Source organism: Methylobacterium sp. AC315 (assembly GCF_979253755.1).
The window spans coordinates 16,988-33,936 of the sequence record NZ_CEEDEA010000014.1 but is presented as its reverse complement, the minus strand read 5'-3'; the positions used below and the strand labels follow the sequence as shown (position 1 = coordinate 33,936).

15 protein-coding genes are annotated in these 16,949 nt (G+C 70.6%); 6 read left to right on the top strand and 9 right to left on the bottom strand.

The window, feature by feature from the left end:
- Nucleotides 1-2 precede the first annotated feature (2 nt).
- Nucleotides 3-746 (bottom strand): tRNA1(Val) (adenine(37)-N6)-methyltransferase, encoded by a 744-nt coding sequence (locus AC0IY0_RS20660; RefSeq protein WP_147907203.1) that lies wholly within the window; start codon nucleotides 744-746, stop codon nucleotides 3-5.
- Nucleotides 743-967: a putative signal transducing protein gene (locus AC0IY0_RS20655; RefSeq protein WP_147907204.1), complete on the bottom strand. Its 225-nt coding sequence runs from the start codon at nucleotides 965-967 to the stop codon at nucleotides 743-745. Before AC0IY0_RS20655 ends, AC0IY0_RS20660 begins: the two co-directional genes overlap by 4 nt.
- 167 nt (nucleotides 968-1,134) lie before the next feature.
- Between AC0IY0_RS20655 and AC0IY0_RS20650 the strand changes: the two genes are divergently transcribed.
- Nucleotides 1,135-2,154, top strand: coding sequence for a polyprenyl synthetase family protein (locus tag AC0IY0_RS20650; RefSeq protein ID WP_147907205.1), 1,020 nt, complete (start codon nucleotides 1,135-1,137; stop codon nucleotides 2,152-2,154).
- A 256-nt stretch (nucleotides 2,155-2,410) separates the two neighbouring features.
- Here AC0IY0_RS20650 and AC0IY0_RS20645 read toward each other — a convergent pair whose 3' ends face one another.
- Complete coding sequence (locus tag AC0IY0_RS20645; protein ID WP_471765298.1) at nucleotides 2,411-3,214, bottom strand: protein-L-isoaspartate O-methyltransferase family protein; 804 nt, start codon at nucleotides 3,212-3,214, stop codon at nucleotides 2,411-2,413.
- Nucleotides 3,215-3,257: 43 nt separating this feature from the next.
- Nucleotides 3,258-3,686, bottom strand: a complete 429-nt coding sequence (locus tag AC0IY0_RS20640) for a MarR family winged helix-turn-helix transcriptional regulator (protein ID WP_147907207.1) — start codon at nucleotides 3,684-3,686, stop codon at nucleotides 3,258-3,260.
- 151 nt (nucleotides 3,687-3,837) lie between these two features.
- On the opposite strand from AC0IY0_RS20640, the gene AC0IY0_RS20635 reads away from it, so the two are divergent.
- Nucleotides 3,838-5,652, top strand: coding sequence for a chloride channel protein (locus tag AC0IY0_RS20635; protein ID WP_471765296.1), 1,815 nt, complete (start codon nucleotides 3,838-3,840; stop codon nucleotides 5,650-5,652).
- A gap of 41 nt (nucleotides 5,653-5,693) precedes the next feature.
- On the opposite strand, the gene AC0IY0_RS20630 is transcribed toward AC0IY0_RS20635, so the two are convergent.
- Nucleotides 5,694-6,569, bottom strand: coding sequence for a 4-(cytidine 5'-diphospho)-2-C-methyl-D-erythritol kinase (locus AC0IY0_RS20630; protein ID WP_147906292.1), 876 nt, complete (start codon nucleotides 6,567-6,569; stop codon nucleotides 5,694-5,696).
- A 67-nt stretch (nucleotides 6,570-6,636) separates the two neighbouring features.
- Entirely contained in the window at nucleotides 6,637-7,875 is a 1,239-nt protein-coding gene (locus tag AC0IY0_RS20625) for a molybdopterin molybdotransferase MoeA (RefSeq protein WP_471765294.1), read from the bottom strand.
- Between the two features lie 146 nt (nucleotides 7,876-8,021).
- Between AC0IY0_RS20625 and AC0IY0_RS20620 the strand changes: the two genes are divergently transcribed.
- Both AC0IY0_RS20620 and AC0IY0_RS20615 read left to right on the top strand, forming a co-directional pair.
- Nucleotides 8,022-9,179 (top strand): aminotransferase class V-fold PLP-dependent enzyme, encoded by a 1,158-nt coding sequence (locus tag AC0IY0_RS20620; protein ID WP_471765292.1) that lies wholly within the window; start codon nucleotides 8,022-8,024, stop codon nucleotides 9,177-9,179.
- Between the two features lie 177 nt (nucleotides 9,180-9,356).
- Nucleotides 9,357-10,616 (top strand): MATE family efflux transporter, encoded by a 1,260-nt coding sequence (locus AC0IY0_RS20615; RefSeq protein ID WP_471765289.1) that lies wholly within the window; start codon nucleotides 9,357-9,359, stop codon nucleotides 10,614-10,616.
- A 49-nt stretch (nucleotides 10,617-10,665) separates the two neighbouring features.
- Here the strand turns inward: AC0IY0_RS20615 and AC0IY0_RS20610 are convergent, their stop codons facing one another.
- The 3 genes from AC0IY0_RS20610 to AC0IY0_RS20600 form a co-directional block, all read right to left on the bottom strand.
- Nucleotides 10,666-11,790: a GNAT family N-acetyltransferase gene (locus AC0IY0_RS20610; protein WP_471765288.1), complete on the bottom strand. Its 1,125-nt coding sequence runs from the start codon at nucleotides 11,788-11,790 to the stop codon at nucleotides 10,666-10,668.
- Between the two features lie 2 nt (nucleotides 11,791-11,792).
- Nucleotides 11,793-12,782, bottom strand: coding sequence for a sterol desaturase family protein (locus tag AC0IY0_RS20605; RefSeq protein ID WP_471765286.1), 990 nt, complete (start codon nucleotides 12,780-12,782; stop codon nucleotides 11,793-11,795).
- A gap of 277 nt (nucleotides 12,783-13,059) precedes the next feature.
- Entirely contained in the window at nucleotides 13,060-14,412 is a 1,353-nt protein-coding gene (locus AC0IY0_RS20600; RefSeq protein WP_471765283.1) for a glycosyltransferase family 4 protein, read from the bottom strand.
- A gap of 108 nt (nucleotides 14,413-14,520) precedes the next feature.
- Between AC0IY0_RS20600 and AC0IY0_RS20595 the strand changes: the two genes are divergently transcribed.
- Entirely contained in the window at nucleotides 14,521-15,702 is a 1,182-nt protein-coding gene (locus tag AC0IY0_RS20595; protein ID WP_471765281.1) for a DUF1972 domain-containing protein, read from the top strand.
- On the top strand, nucleotides 15,699-16,943 hold the full coding sequence (locus AC0IY0_RS20590; protein ID WP_461232246.1) for a glycoside hydrolase family 5 protein: 1,245 nt from the start codon (nucleotides 15,699-15,701) through the stop codon (nucleotides 16,941-16,943). Before AC0IY0_RS20595 ends, AC0IY0_RS20590 begins: the two co-directional genes overlap by 4 nt.
- The last annotated feature ends 6 nt before the right edge of the window (nucleotides 16,944-16,949 follow it).

Below are 16,949 nucleotides of genomic sequence, written 5' to 3'. Positions count from 1 at the left end.
TTTCACGCCCGAGGCCAGGGCGCGCCCCGGTGGAGCGCCTCGGCCTCGGGCGTGAAGCCTTGGGGGCCGTGCAGCACCAGCGGCGGCAGCAGGCTCGGAGCCGCGCGGCTGCCCCGGATGCCGGCGATCAGCACCCGGATCGCCGGCGCCTCGGCCCGGGCGTGGACCGGGCGGATCGCGATCCCGCCGTAGCGGCCCTTCATGGCGTCGAGGCAGGCCGGTAGGGCGTCTGCCCGGTGGATCAGCCCGAGCCGGCCCCCCGGTCGCAGGACCGCCGTGCAGGCGCGGATCCAGAGGTCCAGGCCGCTCTCGGGAAACGTGTGTGCCGTCGCCTTGCCGGGATGCGGGGAGGGGCGGTGGCGGCCCGCGGTGAAGAACGGCGGGTTGGTCAGGACGAGGTCGACGCTGTCGGGCTCCAGCCCGGCGGCGCGGCGCTCGGCCGCCGGCGCCAGAACGTCGGCCTCGATCACCGAAGCCGCGATGCCGTTGAGGACGGCGTTGGCCCGGGCCAGCCCGGCCAGTTCGGGGTCGCGCTCCACCAGGGTCGGGCAGGTTCCGGGATGAAGCGCCGCGCAGGCCAGACCCACCGCGCCGGTCCCGGCGCCGACATCGCACAACCGCTCCCCCGGCGCCGGGACCAGCAGCCGGGCGAGCAGCACCGCATCGGTCCCGGCCCGGTGCGCTCCGCGGGGCGGCTGGTGCAGGCGCAAAATCCCGCCCAGGAAGGCATCGGGCTCCGGGCTCACGGGTCACGCAACTCGTGCGCGAGCCCGGCATCCTTGAGCAACCGGCGGGCCTGGGGCGCCCAATCGCCCGGAACCATCAGGCGCTGACCGAACGCCCCGATCGAGCCTTCCATCACGCTCATATGGGTGTCGGCCACCAGGACCGGGATCTCGGCCGCCTCGAGCACCGTGCGGGCAAAGCCGATCAGCACGGGATCATTCGCGGAAATCAGCACGATCATCGCAATTCTTCGAAGGATGCCGGTCGTCCGGCGCATTCGTCGCGTTCGCTGCGCATTCCCTTCGCACCATATCCTCTCTGCGCCGATGTTGCGGCGCCGCGAGGCGCGTGCGAAGGGATCGCCCGCCCCCTGCGGGGGAACCGGACTGGAGGTCGCGGATCTTGGGTATGGCCCTCTCCATCGAGAATCCGAAGCCCGAGACCGAGGCGGGGTTGAACGACCTCGTCGCGCTGGTGGCGGACGGCATGGCGCGGGTCAACACCACGATCCTGTCGCGCACCGGATCCGACGTGGCGATGATCCCGGAGGTGGCCAACCACCTGATCGCCAGCGGCGGCAAGCGGCTGCGCCCGATCCTGACGCTCGCCTGCGCGCAGCTCTGCGGTTACGCCGACCCGTCGGACGGCGACGTGAAGCTCGCCGCCAGCGTCGAGTTCATGCACACCGCGACCCTGCTTCACGACGACGTGGTCGATGAGAGCGACATGCGTCGCGGCCGCGTCGCCGCCCGGATCAAGTGGGGCAACGAGGCCTCGGTGCTGGTCGGCGACTTCCTGCTCGGCCAGGCCTTCCGGATGATGGTCGAGGTCGGCTCCCTGCGGGCGCTCGACATCCTGTCCGCCGCCGCCACGGTGATCGCCGAGGGCGAGGTGATGCAGCTCACCAACGCCAAGAACCTCGAAACCGACGAAGCCGCCTACTTGGCGGTGATCCGCGGCAAGACCGCCGAGCTGTTTGCCGCCGCCTGCGAGGTCGGGCCGGTGCTCGCCGGCCGGCCGGAGGCCGAGCAGGTCGCGGCCCGCGCCTACGGGATGAACCTCGGCATCGCCTTCCAGCTGATCGACGACGTGCTCGATTACGGCGGCACCTCGGCTGCCCTCGGCAAGAATGTCGGCGACGATTTTCGCGAGGGCAAGATCACCCTGCCGATCGTGCTGGCCCACCGCCGGGCCAGCGAGGGCGAGCGCGGCTTCTGGCGGCGGACCCTGCAGCAGGGTGAGATCGGCGAGGATGACCTCGGCACCGCCCTCGACCTGCTGCAGCGGCACGGCGCCCTGGAGGAGACGGTGGCCCGCGCCCACGAGTATGGCGCCCAAGCCCGCGCCGCCCTCGACGTCTTCCCGGACGGTCCGGTCAAGGCCGCCCTCAACGGAGCCGTGGATTTCTGCGTGGCCCGGGCGCGCTGAAGGGCGCCCCTTTCGATCCGCGTGCCCCGGGGCTTTCGCCTACTATCGAGCAGGACGCTGACCATGACGCTGGCGTGCGTCTTTACTGGGCTCTGCACGAACTGAGCTTGGACGTCGTTCCGGTGAGCGAGAGGCGCCAAGCGGTCTGCATCCGTGTCGGAGATCTGCGCGCTGAGAGCCATTCGCGCCACGCGGAGGCAAAGATCGGGACCGGCCGCGTTTCTGGCCAGTTAGCCGTGCTCGCCTAATGAGAGCGTCATCCTAAAAGCCTGCACGTTGTGCCAGTTCCGATATGGAGCACGAGGCACCAGCCGCGGGACGCGTCATGGGTCGAGAGGCACCAATCGCCGCCATCGTGCCAGCAGCTTGCATCGGGCGGCGCGTCGAAGTGGATTGAACGAACCGCCGCGAGGGGACCCTGGGCGAAAGCATTGGACAAGCCTACTTCGCCCGCCTCCGGCATGCCCTTGAGGGGAATGAAGCTCGCCATGGAGACGAAACGGGCCGGCCAAGCTGCCTCACCCGTGGCCCGGCGCAGAAAAAGCATGCCGCCCCGGCGGTTTGCGGCCTGGAGCGGGAACAGAAGTCGGCCCGCCGGCCGCAGTGCGTCGAGCCAGGCACGGGCCGGGCGCGGCGCCCCGGCATTGAGGCCGTCCGGCCCCACGAGATGGGCGAGGAGCGCCGTATAATACCCACTGCCGGTCCCGACCCGGACCACGGTCTCCCCGGGCCGGGGCGCGAGCGCATCGAGGCAGAGGGCGTGCAGGCTAGGCTGGCCGATATTGATGCCGCGTGCTGCGTCGAGGGCGACCAGCACATCCTGATACAGGAAGGCGGGGTCGTCGACCGGGGTGGTCACGTAGAGTGGGCCGCGATCCTGAGATCGCCAGACATGCGCGGTGAGGATCGACCAGGGCACCGGGCCGGCGAACGGCTCCCGGAGAACTGCCGCGAAGGCCGCCGTGACGCGCGGGTCGGCCGCATTCGGATTGGCCACCAGCGACGCGTAGAACCCGTGAAGCTTGGCGCTGAGCACCGCCGAACTGTAAGGATCCGGCATCTCCGTTCCCCCCGCGGAAACAGACCATCCAGTCCCCTATGCGTCAAGTCGCCGCAGGTGCGAGTGCGCCCGAGAGCGCCGGCGCTAGGCCGCGTAGCTCATCGAGATGCGCAGCGGTCAGATCGCGCAGCAGGTTTTCGGCCCGGGGCGTGAGCGCCAGCTCGCTCCGGCGTCGATCCTCGGCGGCGCGTCCCTTCGTGAGCAGGCCGCCATCGACCATCCGGGCGACGAGTTCGGCCGCCGTATGCGGAGCGATCAGGAGTTGCTCGGCCAGCAATCCGACGGTCGGTGGCGCGCGCCCGACATGCCCAGCCAGGGCCAGAAGCGCCTGATGCTGCTGGGGCGGGATGCCGGCCCGGCCTGCCGCCGCCTCGCTGAAGGCCAGGAAGCGCCGCAGCCGGTACCGGAACTCCGCCAGCGCAGCGTACTGTTCCTGAGACAGCGGCGCGGTCTGAGGATCCTCGGACGCCACGATGATCTCCCTGGTGCCGGGCTCAGGTCTTCGGCAGCACACCGTCCGGATCCATACGGGTTCCGCCGGCTCGCTGCACCCCGCTCCGAACGCGACGCGGTTGAATATATCGTATCACGATGTAATTAGGCCTCGTAGGACGGAGGGCTGTATGGACGGCGGACAGGATATCGCGCGCGGCGCCGAAAGGCCGCTGCGTCGGACGCTTGGCGATTTCAGCACGGATCGGCGCGTGCTGGCACTGGCCGGGCTCGCGGTGATCACTGGGACGGCCGCCACCGCAACCGCCTGGATCCTGCTCACGCTGATCGGGCTGGTGACCAATCTCGCCTGGTACGGCCGGTTCGACACCGCCCTGACGTCACTCGCCAGCGCGACGCCTAGCCCTTGGATGATCGCGATTCCCGTAATCGGTGCCCTGATCGTGGGCGCGATGGCACGTTACGGCTCTGAGAAGATCCGCGGCCATGGCATCCCGGAGGCCATGGAGGCGATCCTGATCGGCGGCAGCCGGATGTCGCCCAAGGTAGCCGTGCTGAAGCCGCTCTCCTCGGCGGTGGCGATCGGCACCGGCGGGCCGTTCGGTGCGGAAGGGCCGATCATCGTCACGGGCGGTGCGGTGGGCTCGCTGTTCGCGCAGTTCTTCCATCTGAGCGCGGCCGAGCGGAAGACCCTGCTGGTGGCCGGCGCCGCGGCCGGCATGACCGCGATCTTCGGCACGCCCGTGGCGGCCGTGCTGCTCGCCGTCGAGGTGCTGCTGTTCGAGTGGCGCCCGCGCAGCCTCGTTCCGGTCACGGTCGGTGCGGTGACGGCGGCATGCTGGCGGCCCGCCCTGTTCGAGGCCGGCCCGCTCTTCCCCTTCACCGACAATCCGGCGCTGCCGTGGTGGGGATTGCCGGCCTGTGCGGCACTCGGGCTAGCCTGCGGGCTGATCTCCGGTGTGCTTACGCGCGCGCTCTACGCCCTTGAGGACGGGTTCGGCCGGCTGCCGATCCACTGGATGTGGTGGCCCGCTTTTGGTGCCCTCGTGGTCGGCCTCGGCGGCCTGGTGGAGCCCCGGGCGCTCGGTGTCGGCTACGACGTGATCCGCGATCTGCTGTCCGGGCACATGTTGGCCGCAGCCGTGCTGACGATCCTCGTCGTGAAAGCGGTGATCTGGCTCGTGGCGCTGTCGTCGGGCACGTCCGGGGGCGTGCTCGCGCCGCTGCTGATCCTGGGTGGCGCGATCGGCTGGCTGATCGGCCTCGTCCTCCCCGGCGCGCATGGGTTCTGGGCGTTGCTCGGCATGGCGGCGATGCTCGGTGGGACCCTGCCGGCGCCGCTGACCGGAGTGGTGTTCGCCGTCGAGGTGACCGGCGACGTCGCCGCCCTGGCGCCCCTGCTGGCCGCCACAATGGCGGCCTACGCGGTGACCGTGCTGCTGCTCAAGCGGTCGATCCTCACCGAGAAGATCGCCCGGCGCGGACAGCACGTGACCCGGGAATACGGCATCGATCCCTACGACCTGGCCCGGGTCGAGGCCGTGATGACCCGTGAGGTCGCCACCCTCGCGGGGGATCTCCCGGTGGCCGAGGCCGTGGCGGCGATCACCGCCGGTCCCCACCACGCCTATCCGGTGCTCGACGCCACCCGCCGGCCCGTGGGCTTGGTCACGCGCGACGACGCGCTCCGCTGGACGATCGAGACGCGGGCGGACGACGCGGCCGACGAGACCCTCGCCGAACGCGTCTCGGATGCCGGCTTAGCATTGGTCCATCCGGGCGATGTGGTCTCGCACGCCCTCGACGTGATGCTGTCGGCCGGCCAAGGCCGCCTGCCGGTCACCGATCCGCAGAGCGGTGCGCTGGTCGGGCTCCTCACCCGCAAGGACCTGTTGCAGGTGCGCGCCTCGACGGTCCGCGCTGAGGCCGAGCGCCGAGCGTATTTCCGCCGGAACCGCATCCGCGCGGGGGCAAGCGGGGGCTGAGGGCAGGGGGAAGGGGCCTGAGGGCAGGTGCGACGCGCCGTTCAGCGCAGGAAGGTCGGCGCCACCCACCAATCCGGATGTGCGGCCCTCAGGCCGGCGGCGGCCCGCACCGCCGCGCGGCGGTCGGTGAACAGCGCGAACACCGTCGCACCGGAACCGGACATCCGTGCCAGGCGGCATCCCTCCCGTTCACGCAGGGCCGCCAGGGCCTCGCCGATCACCGGGGCAACGGTCAGCGCCGGCGCCTCCAGGTCGTTCCGGGCCGGGGTGAGCGCTGCCAAGAGGGCGTCCGCGCCGAGCCCCCCGGCGATGCCGGGATGGGCCGCGCCGTCGAGCGTCTGCCCGACAGCGAGGCCCAAGGCCTTGAACACCGGAGCGGTCGGAACCGGCACGCCGGGATTGAGCAGCACGGCCGGCAGCGGCGCGAGCCCCAGCACCGGGCCGATCTCCTCCCCGGCGCCACGCATCATGCGGGCTCGCGGGTCGAGGCAGACCGGCACGTCGGCCCCGGTCCCGCGTGCGGCGGCGATCACGGTCGCGTGATCGAGCGGGAGGTGGTTGAGGCGCGCCAGCAACCGCAGGGCCGCGGCGGCATCCGACGAACCGCCGCCGATGCCGGCCGCGACCGGCAGGCGCTTGACCAGATGGAACGACCCCATTCGCAGGTTCGGCACCCGTGCCGCCAGCCCGCGAGCGGCGCGCAGGACGAGGTTGTCGTCCGTCGGACCGGCCGGACCGGCGGTCGGACCGCTGACGGTGAGGCCGAGCGCGGTGTCGGGGTCGAGGGTGAGGCGGTCGGCGGTTCCCGCGAAGGCCACCAGGCTCTCCAACTCGTGGTAGCCGTCTCCGGCCCGGCGCCCGAGTACGTGGAGCGTCAGATTGACTTTGGCGGGGGCGCGGTCGGCGAGCACGGGCACGGGATCTCGAACGGGTCGGGCAAGAACGGGGTTGACGCTCTACAGCCTCGTGGGCGCGAACAACAGCTCACCCAAAGTCCCCGTGCGGCCGGTATGGCAAGGGATCGCCCACACGGATCGCGCTCAGATCCTCGGCGAGTTCCACCAGCCCGTCGCTGGCCGACAGGCCGGACAGGGCGCCCCCCGCACACGGAACCGCCTCCGCGACGCCGTCCGCTCCGATGCGGACGTGGACGCGCAGGTACTCGCGCCGGCCCGGGCGTTTCTCCTGGGCGAAGCCGCTGCGCACCGTCAGCGTCGGCGCTTCGTCGCGTGCGCCCGACAGGTGCAGGACGAGCGGGCGGAGGACGACCAGGGCGGTCACGTAGGCCGCGGCCGGGTTGCCGGGGAGCCCCGAGAAGGGCGTGCCCGCGACGGTGCCCAGGGCCACGGGCCGACCGGGCTTGATGGCTAGCCGCCAGAAGGTCAGCGCACCGGACGCCTCAACGGCGGCTCGGACGTGATCCTCCTCGCCGACCGAGACGCCCCCGGTGGTGAGGATCAGGTCGTGGTCGGCGGCCGCGGCTTCGAGGCGCTGCCGCAACGGGCCGGGCGCGTCGCGCAAGATGCCGAGATCGGCGGGCTCGGCACCGAGCCTGCGCAGCAGGGCGGCGAGCATAGGGCGGTTGGCATCGTGGATGCCGGCGGCCGGGAGGGGCCGGCCGGGCGGTGTCAGTTCGTCACCGGTCGAGAACAACGCCACCCGGAGCGGCACGCGCAGGCGCAGGGCAGGCAGGCCGAGCGCGGCGGCCAGCGCGAGGTGGCGCGGTCCCAGTCGGGTGCCGGCCGGAATCGCGAGGCTGCCGTGCGCGATATCCTCTCCCGCCCGGCGACGATTGGACCCCGAGGCGAGGCCCGCCGGCAGGATTACGGCGTCGCCGTCGATCCGCACATTCTCCTGCATCGCCACCGCGTCGGTCCCCGGCGGCATCGGCGCTCCTGTGAAGATCCGCACCGCGAAGCCCGGCCCGGGATCCACCGGCGCGTGCCCGGCCGGGACACGGCCGCCCAGGGGCAGGGATGTCTCGCCCGCAGTCGCGACGTCCCCGGCACGCACGGCGTAGCCGTCGACGGCCGCGTTATCGAACGGCGGCAGATCGATCGGAGCGATCAAATCCTCGGCGAGGACGCGCCCGTCGGACCGGTCGACGGGGAGCGATTCGACGCCCGACAGGATCGGCAGGCGCGCGCGCAGCAGCGTCACCGCGTCGGCGACCCGCATGGGCGCGGGGGCAGCGTCGAAGCAGTCGCGACTCAGGCGTCCCATCGTGACGCGATGTCGGTCGTTGGCAGGAAGCGGATCGGCACGGGTGCCTCGCGGGGCTGTGGTCCGCCGGCTTGCGGCATCGGGGCTGAGCGATCAAGCCCGGACGATGGCGGCTGCCCGTCCGATCCTCTACGCTCGCTTGCATCATGCCGCGTATCGAAGCGATTGCCAGTCTGCGCCACCTGTTCGAGGTGCCGGCGGACGTCAGCTACCTGGATGCCGCAGCCTGGTCGCCGCTGCCGCGGGTCGTCCGGGCCGCCGGCGAGGCGGGCATCCTGACCAAGAGCCGGCCTTGGGATCATCCCAGGACGGCGTTTCCGGCCCTCGCCGAGCGGGCCCGCGAAGCCGCGGCGCACCTGATCGGTGCGGGGGCGGACGATGTGGCGATCGTCGGCTCGGTGAGCCACGCCATGGCGACCGCCGCGTGCAACCTCGCTCCCGCGCGGGGCGGGCGCCTGCTGCGGGTCGCCGACGAGTTCCCGTCCCTGCGCTACGCCTTCGACCGGCTGGCGGCCGCGCACGATCTGGCCGTCGAGGAAGTCCCCCGGCCGCCGGACGGCGACTGGACCGCCGCCCTGCTGGCGGCGATCCACAAGCCGTCAGCCAAGCCGCTCGCGATCGCCACCCTCACACCCCTGCACTGGACCGACGGCAGCCTGATCGACCTCGACCGGCTCGCACCGGCGGTGCATGCGGCGGGGGCGGCCCTGGTGATCGATGCGACGCAGGCGGTGGCCGCAACGCCCGTCGACGTGGGCCGCTGGCGGCCGGATTTCCTCGCCTTCCCGACCTACAAATGGGCGCTCGGCCCCTACGGCGTCGCGTTCCTGTACGCGGCCCCCCATCGGCAGGAGGGCCGGCCGATCGAGGACAACATCGGAAATCGCACGTCGGCGACCGGAGCCCGGCGCTACGACCGCGGCGAGTTGAACGATCCCGTAGCCCTCTCCATGGCCGCGACCGGTCTCGAGCTCACCGCCGGGTGGGGCGTCCCGGCCATCGCGGCGCAGCTTCGGGACCTGACCGGTCGACTCGCCGAGGGCGTGACGGCGCTCGGCCTCACCGTTGCGCCCCCGCATCTGCGCGCAGATCACATCCTCGGCGTTCGCGCCCCCGGCGGCCTGCCCGATGGGCTTCTGGATCGCCTGCAGACGGCACGGATCTACGCGAGCGAGCGCTCGGGCGCATTGCGCCTCAGCCCGCATGTCTGGACCGACCCGGACGATATCGCGCGCTGTCTCGCCGCACTTCCGGATGCGCTCGGGCACGGGACCCGGAACAATACGGACTGGACCGGCCGATAGAATCCGTGCCTCCGTCGGGCGCGCGGATGACGTGCGGACCGCTGCCCCGTGTCCCCGGAGCCGAGACGTGGCCATCGCCCCCCGGGACGAAGGCGCCCCCACCATCAGTCGAGACCTATGCCGCGCTCCGGTGACACCCTTTCCATGCCGGCCCGCGGACGACGCCTGACTGCCTCTGTGCGCGCAGCCCTGTCGGGACGGTTCGCCGTGATCCTGTCCGGCGAGCTGATCCAGAGCCTGTTCCACTTTGCGCTGAACATCCTGCTGGTGCGCGAACTCGGCGCCCACGATTACGGGCTGTTCGCGATCGTATTCACGGTCGGCGCAGTCGGCATCACCTATATCCGCGCCTTGGTGACGGTGCCGGCCACGCTCCACCTCACCCGAAGTCTCGGCCGGCCGGCGGTGCTGGGCTACGATGTGATGTTCGGCTCCGGCGCAGCCCTGGTCTCCGTGCTGATGGCGTTCGCCACCGGCGTGGCGCTGCTCCCCGCGATCGGTCTCGGCGCGCTGGCCGCGGGGGCGTTCGTGGGTCTCTATGGCTTCCGCAGCTATCTACGGATCGTGCTGCTTGCCCGTGGAAAGCCGCGGATCGCAGGCTTGAGCGACCTCGTCTACGCTGTTTGCGGCGGCGCGTTCATCTGGCAAGGGCTCAGCGGCGAGGAGGGTACGGCGCTGCTGGACCGGGCCTTCCTGGCTATCGCGCTGGCCCATGCCATCGCGATCGCGGTGGCGTACGGAGCGCTGCGCGAGCGTCTGAGACTCTCGCTCCATGCACGGGCCCGGGCGCGTTACCGGGCGATCTGGCGGACCCTGGCGTGGTCGCTGGCCGGGGTGACCAGCCTCACCGTCCAGGGACAGGGCCTGACGCTCCTGTTCGCCCTGCTGGCCGGCCCGGCCGCCTATGCGCCGATCGCCGCGACGCTGGTGCTCTATGCGCCGCTGCGCATCCCCACGGCCGCTCTGATGAACATGGTCCTGCCGGAGATCAGCGGCCTTCTAGCCGCCGGGCAGGTTCAGGCCGCCCGCCGGCTCGTCACGCGCTACGTCCTGCTGATCGCCGGCGCCTGCCTGGTCTACGGGCTGGTGATGGCCGCGACCCTGCCGCTGATCGAGCAGGTGCTCTTCAAGGGCCGCTTCACCGGTGAGCCCATGGGTTGGATCGGCCTCGGCATCTGGAGCGTGGTGGCCGTGTCGCTGCTCTACGCGATCCCCCGTGCCTACCTAGAGGCCTCCGCGGCCTTCCGGACGATCACGGCGGGAGCCGTGGCGAGCGCCACCCTCGGCTTCGCCCTCATGGTGCCGCTTCTCCTGCTGCTGCCCCCCGCCACGGCGCTCCTTGGACTCCTCGCCTCCGAGATCGCGACTTTGGCCTGGTCGATGGGTGCGTTCCGAAGCTTGTCGCGGGGGCAGCGGGTGGCGGCGGCGATGCCCTGACGGGTCTCGGAGGTCGTGTCTTCCAGTCCGCCCGGAAAGCGTCAGTCCGTTACGCCGCGGCCTCGGTCGGCGCCCCTTCCGCGGCGCCGTCCTTGCCGAAGCGCCGCTGCCACGCGTGCCGTGTGCGGTCGACAAGATGTGCGGCCGCGCCCTGGGGGGTGCGCCCGCCCATCATTGAGGTCAGGGTCAGGGACTGCGTGCCGAAGCGGCCCTTGAAGCCCTCGTCGCCGCACAGGAAGTCGACCGTGTGCAGCCCGCGGTCGATCGACCACATGATGTAATCCATCATCAGGACCATGCCGGGCGAGCCTCGCTCGAAGGCCGGATCGTAGGTGGTAACGAACGCCATCATCGTGCCGGCCTGGACGAAGTTGATCGAGACGGCGACGACGGCGCCGCCGCATTCGAGCACGAAAGCGTGCAGCAGCCCGGTCGCGGCCAGCACCTGGACCATCGCGGGCAAGGCCTGCGAGCCCTCGTCGTAGAACGCCGTGGAGGGCAGGTCGTGGGTTGCCAGCCAGGCCCGCTTGAACTGGGTCAGCCTGTCGAGAACCGGCCCGAGCGGTTCCTCGGGGCCGAGCAGCCGGAACGTGAGTGGCCCGTGCTCGCCCATGGTCTTCTGGCCGCGGCGGTAGTTCTGGCGGGTCTTCTTCGACTGTGCGTCGAACCAGGCTTGCCCGGTCGGCCAGGGGCCGCGCACCCGCCAGTTCGCCTCGTCGCGGTGGTTCAGGCGCAGCCGGACGCCCCCGGTGGCGGGGGCGAGCAGCACCCGCGCGGCAGCGTCGGGCAGAAGGCGGTTGAGATAGGCCAGATCGAATCCGCCGTCCCGGCTGGCCTGCTGCCACATCCGGCGCACCAGCCCGGCATTCGTGCGGTCGGCCAGCACGGCGTCGCCGAAATCGGAGCAATCCTTGGCGGCCCATTCGAGCACGCGAAAACCCTTCCGCCGCACCGTTGCGAGCGGCAGCACGCCAACCAAGGTCTCGCCCCGCCACGCCAGCACGATCGCCAGCGCCCGGCGATCGCGGTCGGGGGCGCTCGCCCACCAGGCCGAGATCCAGGCATGGCTCTGGAACACCAGGGCATTGCTGCGGGTCCACAGGTCTGTCCAGGCCGGTCCGACGGCCGCGAGTCGGTCGGTGGAGCGGACGATCTCGAAACGTTCAGGAGACATGGTCAAGCGCCCGAGCGAGGCTGGGTCGGAATACCGCGCAGGCGCCTGACCTGCCGCACGATCCGCCGGCCCATCTTTTTCAACGGAAGCACGTAGAGCCCCGACAGCGATTGATAGTCGGCGACGTCGCGGTCGACGAGGCCGAAGGTGAAATCCTCGTTCGGATCCGGGACGTGAAGGGTCCCGAACAGACGGTCCCAGAACGAGAACAGCAGCCCGAAATTCTTGTCGTAATGCTGGGGCGCGGTCGAGTGGTGAAGCTGGTGCCAGTGCGGGCAGAGGATGACTGCGTTGAGCCGGCCGAACGAGATCTTGAAATGCGTGTGCCGCACGAAGTCCATCATCAGGATGTTGCGCATGATGTAGACGTTGATCCCGAACACCGTCAGCTCGACGGGGTCGAGCGCGAGCAGGCTCCAGATCCCGAAGCAGATCCCGGGGATCACCCCGTCCCAGGCGCGATTCATCAGCTCGTCGAGCGGGTGGACCCGGTCCTTGGTGATGCCGACCATCACCTCGGCGGAGTGGTGAACCTTATGAAGCTCCCACAGGAACGGATAGCGGTGCTGGGCCGTGTGGTAGAGGTAGTAGGACAGGTCGTAGGCCAGCAGCATCGTGAGGGTGAACAGCACCACGGTCACGGGTCCGGGATCACCGAAGACTGGCTGGTCGATCCCGAAGACGGTGCCGAGTACCCGGTTGGTCGCGTAGCCGACCGCCACCACGAAGGTCACGCCGGCCGGGATCAGCAGGAACGGCATGATCGCCTTGCGGGTGACGTAGAACAGCAGGTCGGCCCGCGCGGAGGGGTGCGTCATCACTTCGTGCGGCAGCACGAATTCGAAGAACTCGGTGAACGAATAGCGTTCGGCCGTCCGCAAGTAGGCGATCAGCGCACAGCCGAACGCGGTCGCGAACAGCAGGCCGGCGGCGACGAGGTTCTCTGCCGAGACCCTGTCGATGATCCGGGCGACGAAGCCGACGACATCCATGACGAGGTGTTCCTCCGCCGGTCCGGTCCGCTCGCCGGCGGGGACCGCCGACCCTACCGTGCAATGTCCGACGCTTGAACGGTGCGGATGACCGCTCCCGATCCGACGCTTCGAGATTCGCCAAAACGCGTACGTTCTGGCCGTCGAGCTTTATCGACGACTGGTACTTACCGAATCTGACTGAGGCGTCGATTGTCCACCGGAGATCGGTCGCGACGGATGATCGCTGGCCCGGCTCGGGTGTCCGCCGACGAGCGCTTGAGCCCGCGGGCTCCGCTCACGCCGTCGGGCGCGGGGCCTGTTCCGCCGTCACCGCCTTGTCGGCACTGAACGCGCCCCGCAGGGTCGCGCGAACCATGCCGTTGATCCCTTCGGCCGCCGAGGCTTCCGAGAACAGGGTCTCGTAGCGCGCCCGCGCCGCGGCGCCGAAGCCGCGCCAGCTGGCTGGATCGGTGGCGATGCGGGCCAGCAGATCGGCGATCGGCTGCGGACCGCCCGGCGGCACGATCCAGCCGGTCTTGCCGTCGGCGACCACCTCGGGAAGTCCGCCGATGTCGGTCACCAGCGGCGGCACCCCGTAGGACATCGCCTCGATCGCGACCCGTCCCAGGGATTCGGGCCGCTGCGACGGCATCGTCACCACGTCGGCCCAGCGGTAGAGCGCGGACGGATCGTCCACGAACGGCTGGAGCGTGACCTGCTTCGACAGACCCGTCTCGGCGATCCGTGCGGCGAGGGCTTCCTCGCGCGCGGCATCCTCGAAGGCGCTTCCGACGATCCGCAAGTCGATCCGGTTGCGAACGGCTTTCGGCAGGGAGGCGAGCGCCTCGACCAGGACGTCCTGGCCCTTGATCCGGCTGATCCGGCCGAGCATCAGCACGCGCAGCGGACGCGTGCCGTCGTAATCCCGGTCGTTCGGCTCGGCCGGGCCCGCGATGCCGTTATAGACGACCCGGGCCGTGGCTTCCGGGGGCAGCGTGTAGGCGCGCTCGGTGGCGCGCGAATTGAAGACCACGTTGGCCCCGCTCCAGCGGATCAGCCCGCGCAGGACCTTCAGCACGGCGCCTTCCGGGATCTCGTGCACATGCACGATGCTGCGCCCCGGCAGCAGGCGGGCGGCCAGCAGGTAATCGGCCACCACGGTCGTGTTGACGTAGACGAGGTCGCTGTCGCGGATGCGCCGAAGCGCCCGGGCCACCGCGAAGGGCAGCGCCATCATCCCGAGCGTCGCGAGCCGGGCGAGGTTCTTGCGCCGCAGAATCCACAGGGGCTCGATCACGATGGCGCTGGCATAGGGCTCGAGCGCCGCCACGATCGGGCCGCTACGGGGCAGAACCACGTCGATCCGCGCGCTCGGATGGGCGGCCCGGATTGTCCGTACTGTCTCAATGAAGCAGCGATCCGAGCCGTAGAGCTCGAAACCCTGATGCACGCAGGTGATTCGGGTGACCGGTGCATCGCCGCGGGCGCGGCTGAATATGAACCGGCGCGTCGTCCCGGCGGAGCCCGGCTCGGCGAATGCGTCACGCTGAAGAGTCTGTGCCGTCTCCGGCCCAAACGCGAACGGATGCGATGCCCCGTGAGCACCGACTGGGCTAGAAGATGTCGTGAGTATCGAGAAATCTACCATAAGATGAATACTTATCAGTCTATAACAACCGTGAGTTGTATCGCCTGTTTAGGCGACCGTTATTCCTGTCTCCGTACAATATGAATCGCTGACAAGAAAGGAAGAGCCGTGCCCGTTGATGTGCCCACACTACTTATTCTTGGGACACGCGGGATTCCGGCCGCCCATGGCGGCTTCGAGACTTTCGCGGAACGACTCGCGCTCTATCTGGCGGGTCGCGGATGGCGCGTGGGCGTGTATTGCCAGGCAGAGGTCGACCGGGTGGGGGACCGAATCTCGACCCGAACCTGGAACGGCATCGAACTGATCACCGTGGAGGTCGCCCTGCGCGGCCCGGCCGCGACGCTGGCCTTCGATGCGTTCTGCGTGAAGGACGCGGCGTCGCGGGGCGGCGTCTGCCTCGTGCTCGGCTACAACGGCGCGGCGTTCCTGCCCTATCTGCGGGTGCGCGGCGGCCGGGTCCTGACTAACATGGACGGGATCGAGTGGCGTCGGCCGAAATGGTCGCTGCCGGTCCGGACGTTCTTCTACCTGAGCGAGTGGATCGCCGCCTGGGCGTCGCAGCGCCTCGTGGCCGACCATCCGGCGATTGCGGACCATCTCGCCCATCGCCGCCCACGGCGCGCCATCGCGACGATTCCCTACGGGGGCGACCCGCCGCCGGCGGATCTCGGGCCGCCTCCGCTCGGTCTCACGGCGGGTCGCTACCTCGTGTCGATCGCCCGCATCGAGCCCGACAACAACATCCTGACGCTCGTCGAGGCGTTCTCACGCAAGCCGCGGGGCATGCGGCTCGTGGTGCTCGGAACGTTGAAGGTCGGCAATGCCTATCACCGTGCGGTCGAGGACGCCGCGGGACTGGAGGTGCTGATGCCGGGAGCGATCTACGAGCCGGAACTGGTCCAGAGCCTCCGGGTCCACGCCCGCGCCTATCTTCACGGCCACACGGTCGGCGGCACCAACCCGTCGCTGGTCGAGGCGCTGTGGGCCGGCAACGCGGTGATCGCCCACGACAATCCTTTCAACCGCCACACCGCGGGCGATGGTCAGTTCTACTTCACGGACGGGGACAGCTGCGCCGCCGCCATCGAGCGCGTGATCGCCGACGACGATGCGGTCGCTGCGGCCGGTGCGGCGGCGCGGGCGCGTGCCGAAAGCTTCCGCTGGGACGACGTGTTGGCAGCCTACGAAGGCGAGCTGCGCCGGGTCGGCGGCTACCCGGCGCTCGCCGCATCGCCGATCCGGATCGACGCCAGCCCGGCTCGCGCGACGGTCGGGACCGACATGTGAGCGCGAACCGGCGCTCGGTGCTGGCCGGCGGCCTCGCGCTCGCCGGCGCCGGTCCGCTCCCGGCTGCGGCCGTGGCCGAACCGCTTCCGCTGCGCCGCGGCATCGCCCTGTGGCCCTGGTTCTCGCTGACCACGGAGTTTCCGGCGCCGCGCATCGATTACGCCTGGCCGCCGTTCCAGGCTGACCGTCCGACCCCGACCCGCGACGACCTGCGCCGGCTGGCCGTGCTGGGCTTCGATTTCGCGCGGCTTCCCCTGGATCCCGGACCGTTCGTGGCGTTCACGGGCGGGCGCCGGGCCGACCTCATGGCCATGCTCTCGGCCGCGATCGACGACGTGCTGGCCGCCGGGATGCGCGTCCTCGTCAACGTGCAGGCGAATGCCGCCACGCATCATTACACGCCCGACGCGTTCTACGGATCGGACCGGGCGCCGCTGTTCCCCGCCTATCGCGATCTCATCGCGGACCTCGCCCGGCTCTGCGTCCGGAAGGGTATCGGGCGGGTGGCGCTGGAGCCGGTCAATGAGCCGCCGCAGGGCTGTGGGGCCGAGGCCTGGAACCGGGTCCAGGCCGGGCTCCTCACCGCAGCGCGGGGCGCCGCGCCGGGCCTGACCCTGGTGGCGACCGGCGCCTGCGGCAGCCTCGTCTCCGGGCTGACGGTCCTCGACCCGGAAGCCCTCGCCCGGTTCACGCCGCTGCTCTACACCTTCCACTTCTACGAGCCGTACCTGTTCTCCCACCAGGGCGCGACATGGCTCACCGAAGAGCCGTTCTATCGCTGGCTGAACGCCGTGCCCTGGCCCGGCACCCCGGGGCGCCAGCCCGAAACCCTGGCGGCGGTCCGGGCGCGCATGGCTGCCGACCGCGCGGTCCCGGAGGCCGAGAAGGCCCGGGACCGCGCGGTGATCGAGGCGAAGCTGCGCGACTACTTCGCGGCCGAACCGGGACCGGCCTACCTGGCGAAGGAGCTGGCCCCGGTCGCGGCCTGGGCCGACCTCTACGGGATCCCGGCGCGGCAGATCCTGATGGGCGAGTTCGGGGCTTTGCGCACCGATGCCCGGTACACCGCATCCCGGGCGCCCGACCGCGCGGCCTATCTCGGCGACGTGCGGCGGGCGGCGGAGCAGGCGGGCTTCGGCTGGTCGTTCTGGAACCTGTTCGACGGGCTCGGCCTGATGGACGACGCGCATAGGATCGATCCCGCCCTTGTGGCCGCGCTGGGTCTCACGCCGCGGCCGTGAGCGGCC

What these genes read in the sequence shown, in the direction of transcription:
- AC0IY0_RS20620 (WP_471765292.1), top strand. Translation starts at nt 8,022, where the DNA reads ATGCCGCGTATCGAAGCGATTGCCAGTCTGCGCCACCTGTTCGAGGTG.
- AC0IY0_RS20610 (WP_471765288.1), bottom strand. Translation starts at nt 11,790, where the DNA reads ATGTCTCCTGAACGTTTCGAGATCGTCCGCTCCACCGACCGACTCGCG.
- AC0IY0_RS20645 (WP_471765298.1), bottom strand. Translation starts at nt 3,214, where the DNA reads ATGCCGGATCCTTACAGTTCGGCGGTGCTCAGCGCCAAGCTTCACGGG.
- AC0IY0_RS20655 (WP_147907204.1), bottom strand. Translation starts at nt 967, where the DNA reads ATGATCGTGCTGATTTCCGCGAATGATCCCGTGCTGATCGGCTTTGCC.
- AC0IY0_RS20650 (WP_147907205.1), top strand. Translation starts at nt 1,135, where the DNA reads ATGGCCCTCTCCATCGAGAATCCGAAGCCCGAGACCGAGGCGGGGTTG.
- AC0IY0_RS20605 (WP_471765286.1), bottom strand. Translation starts at nt 12,782, where the DNA reads ATGGATGTCGTCGGCTTCGTCGCCCGGATCATCGACAGGGTCTCGGCA.
- AC0IY0_RS20635 (WP_471765296.1), top strand. Translation starts at nt 3,838, where the DNA reads ATGGACGGCGGACAGGATATCGCGCGCGGCGCCGAAAGGCCGCTGCGT.
- AC0IY0_RS20625 (WP_471765294.1), bottom strand. Translation starts at nt 7,875, where the DNA reads ATGGGACGCCTGAGTCGCGACTGCTTCGACGCTGCCCCCGCGCCCATG.
- AC0IY0_RS20600 (WP_471765283.1), bottom strand. Translation starts at nt 14,412, where the DNA reads ATGGTAGATTTCTCGATACTCACGACATCTTCTAGCCCAGTCGGTGCT.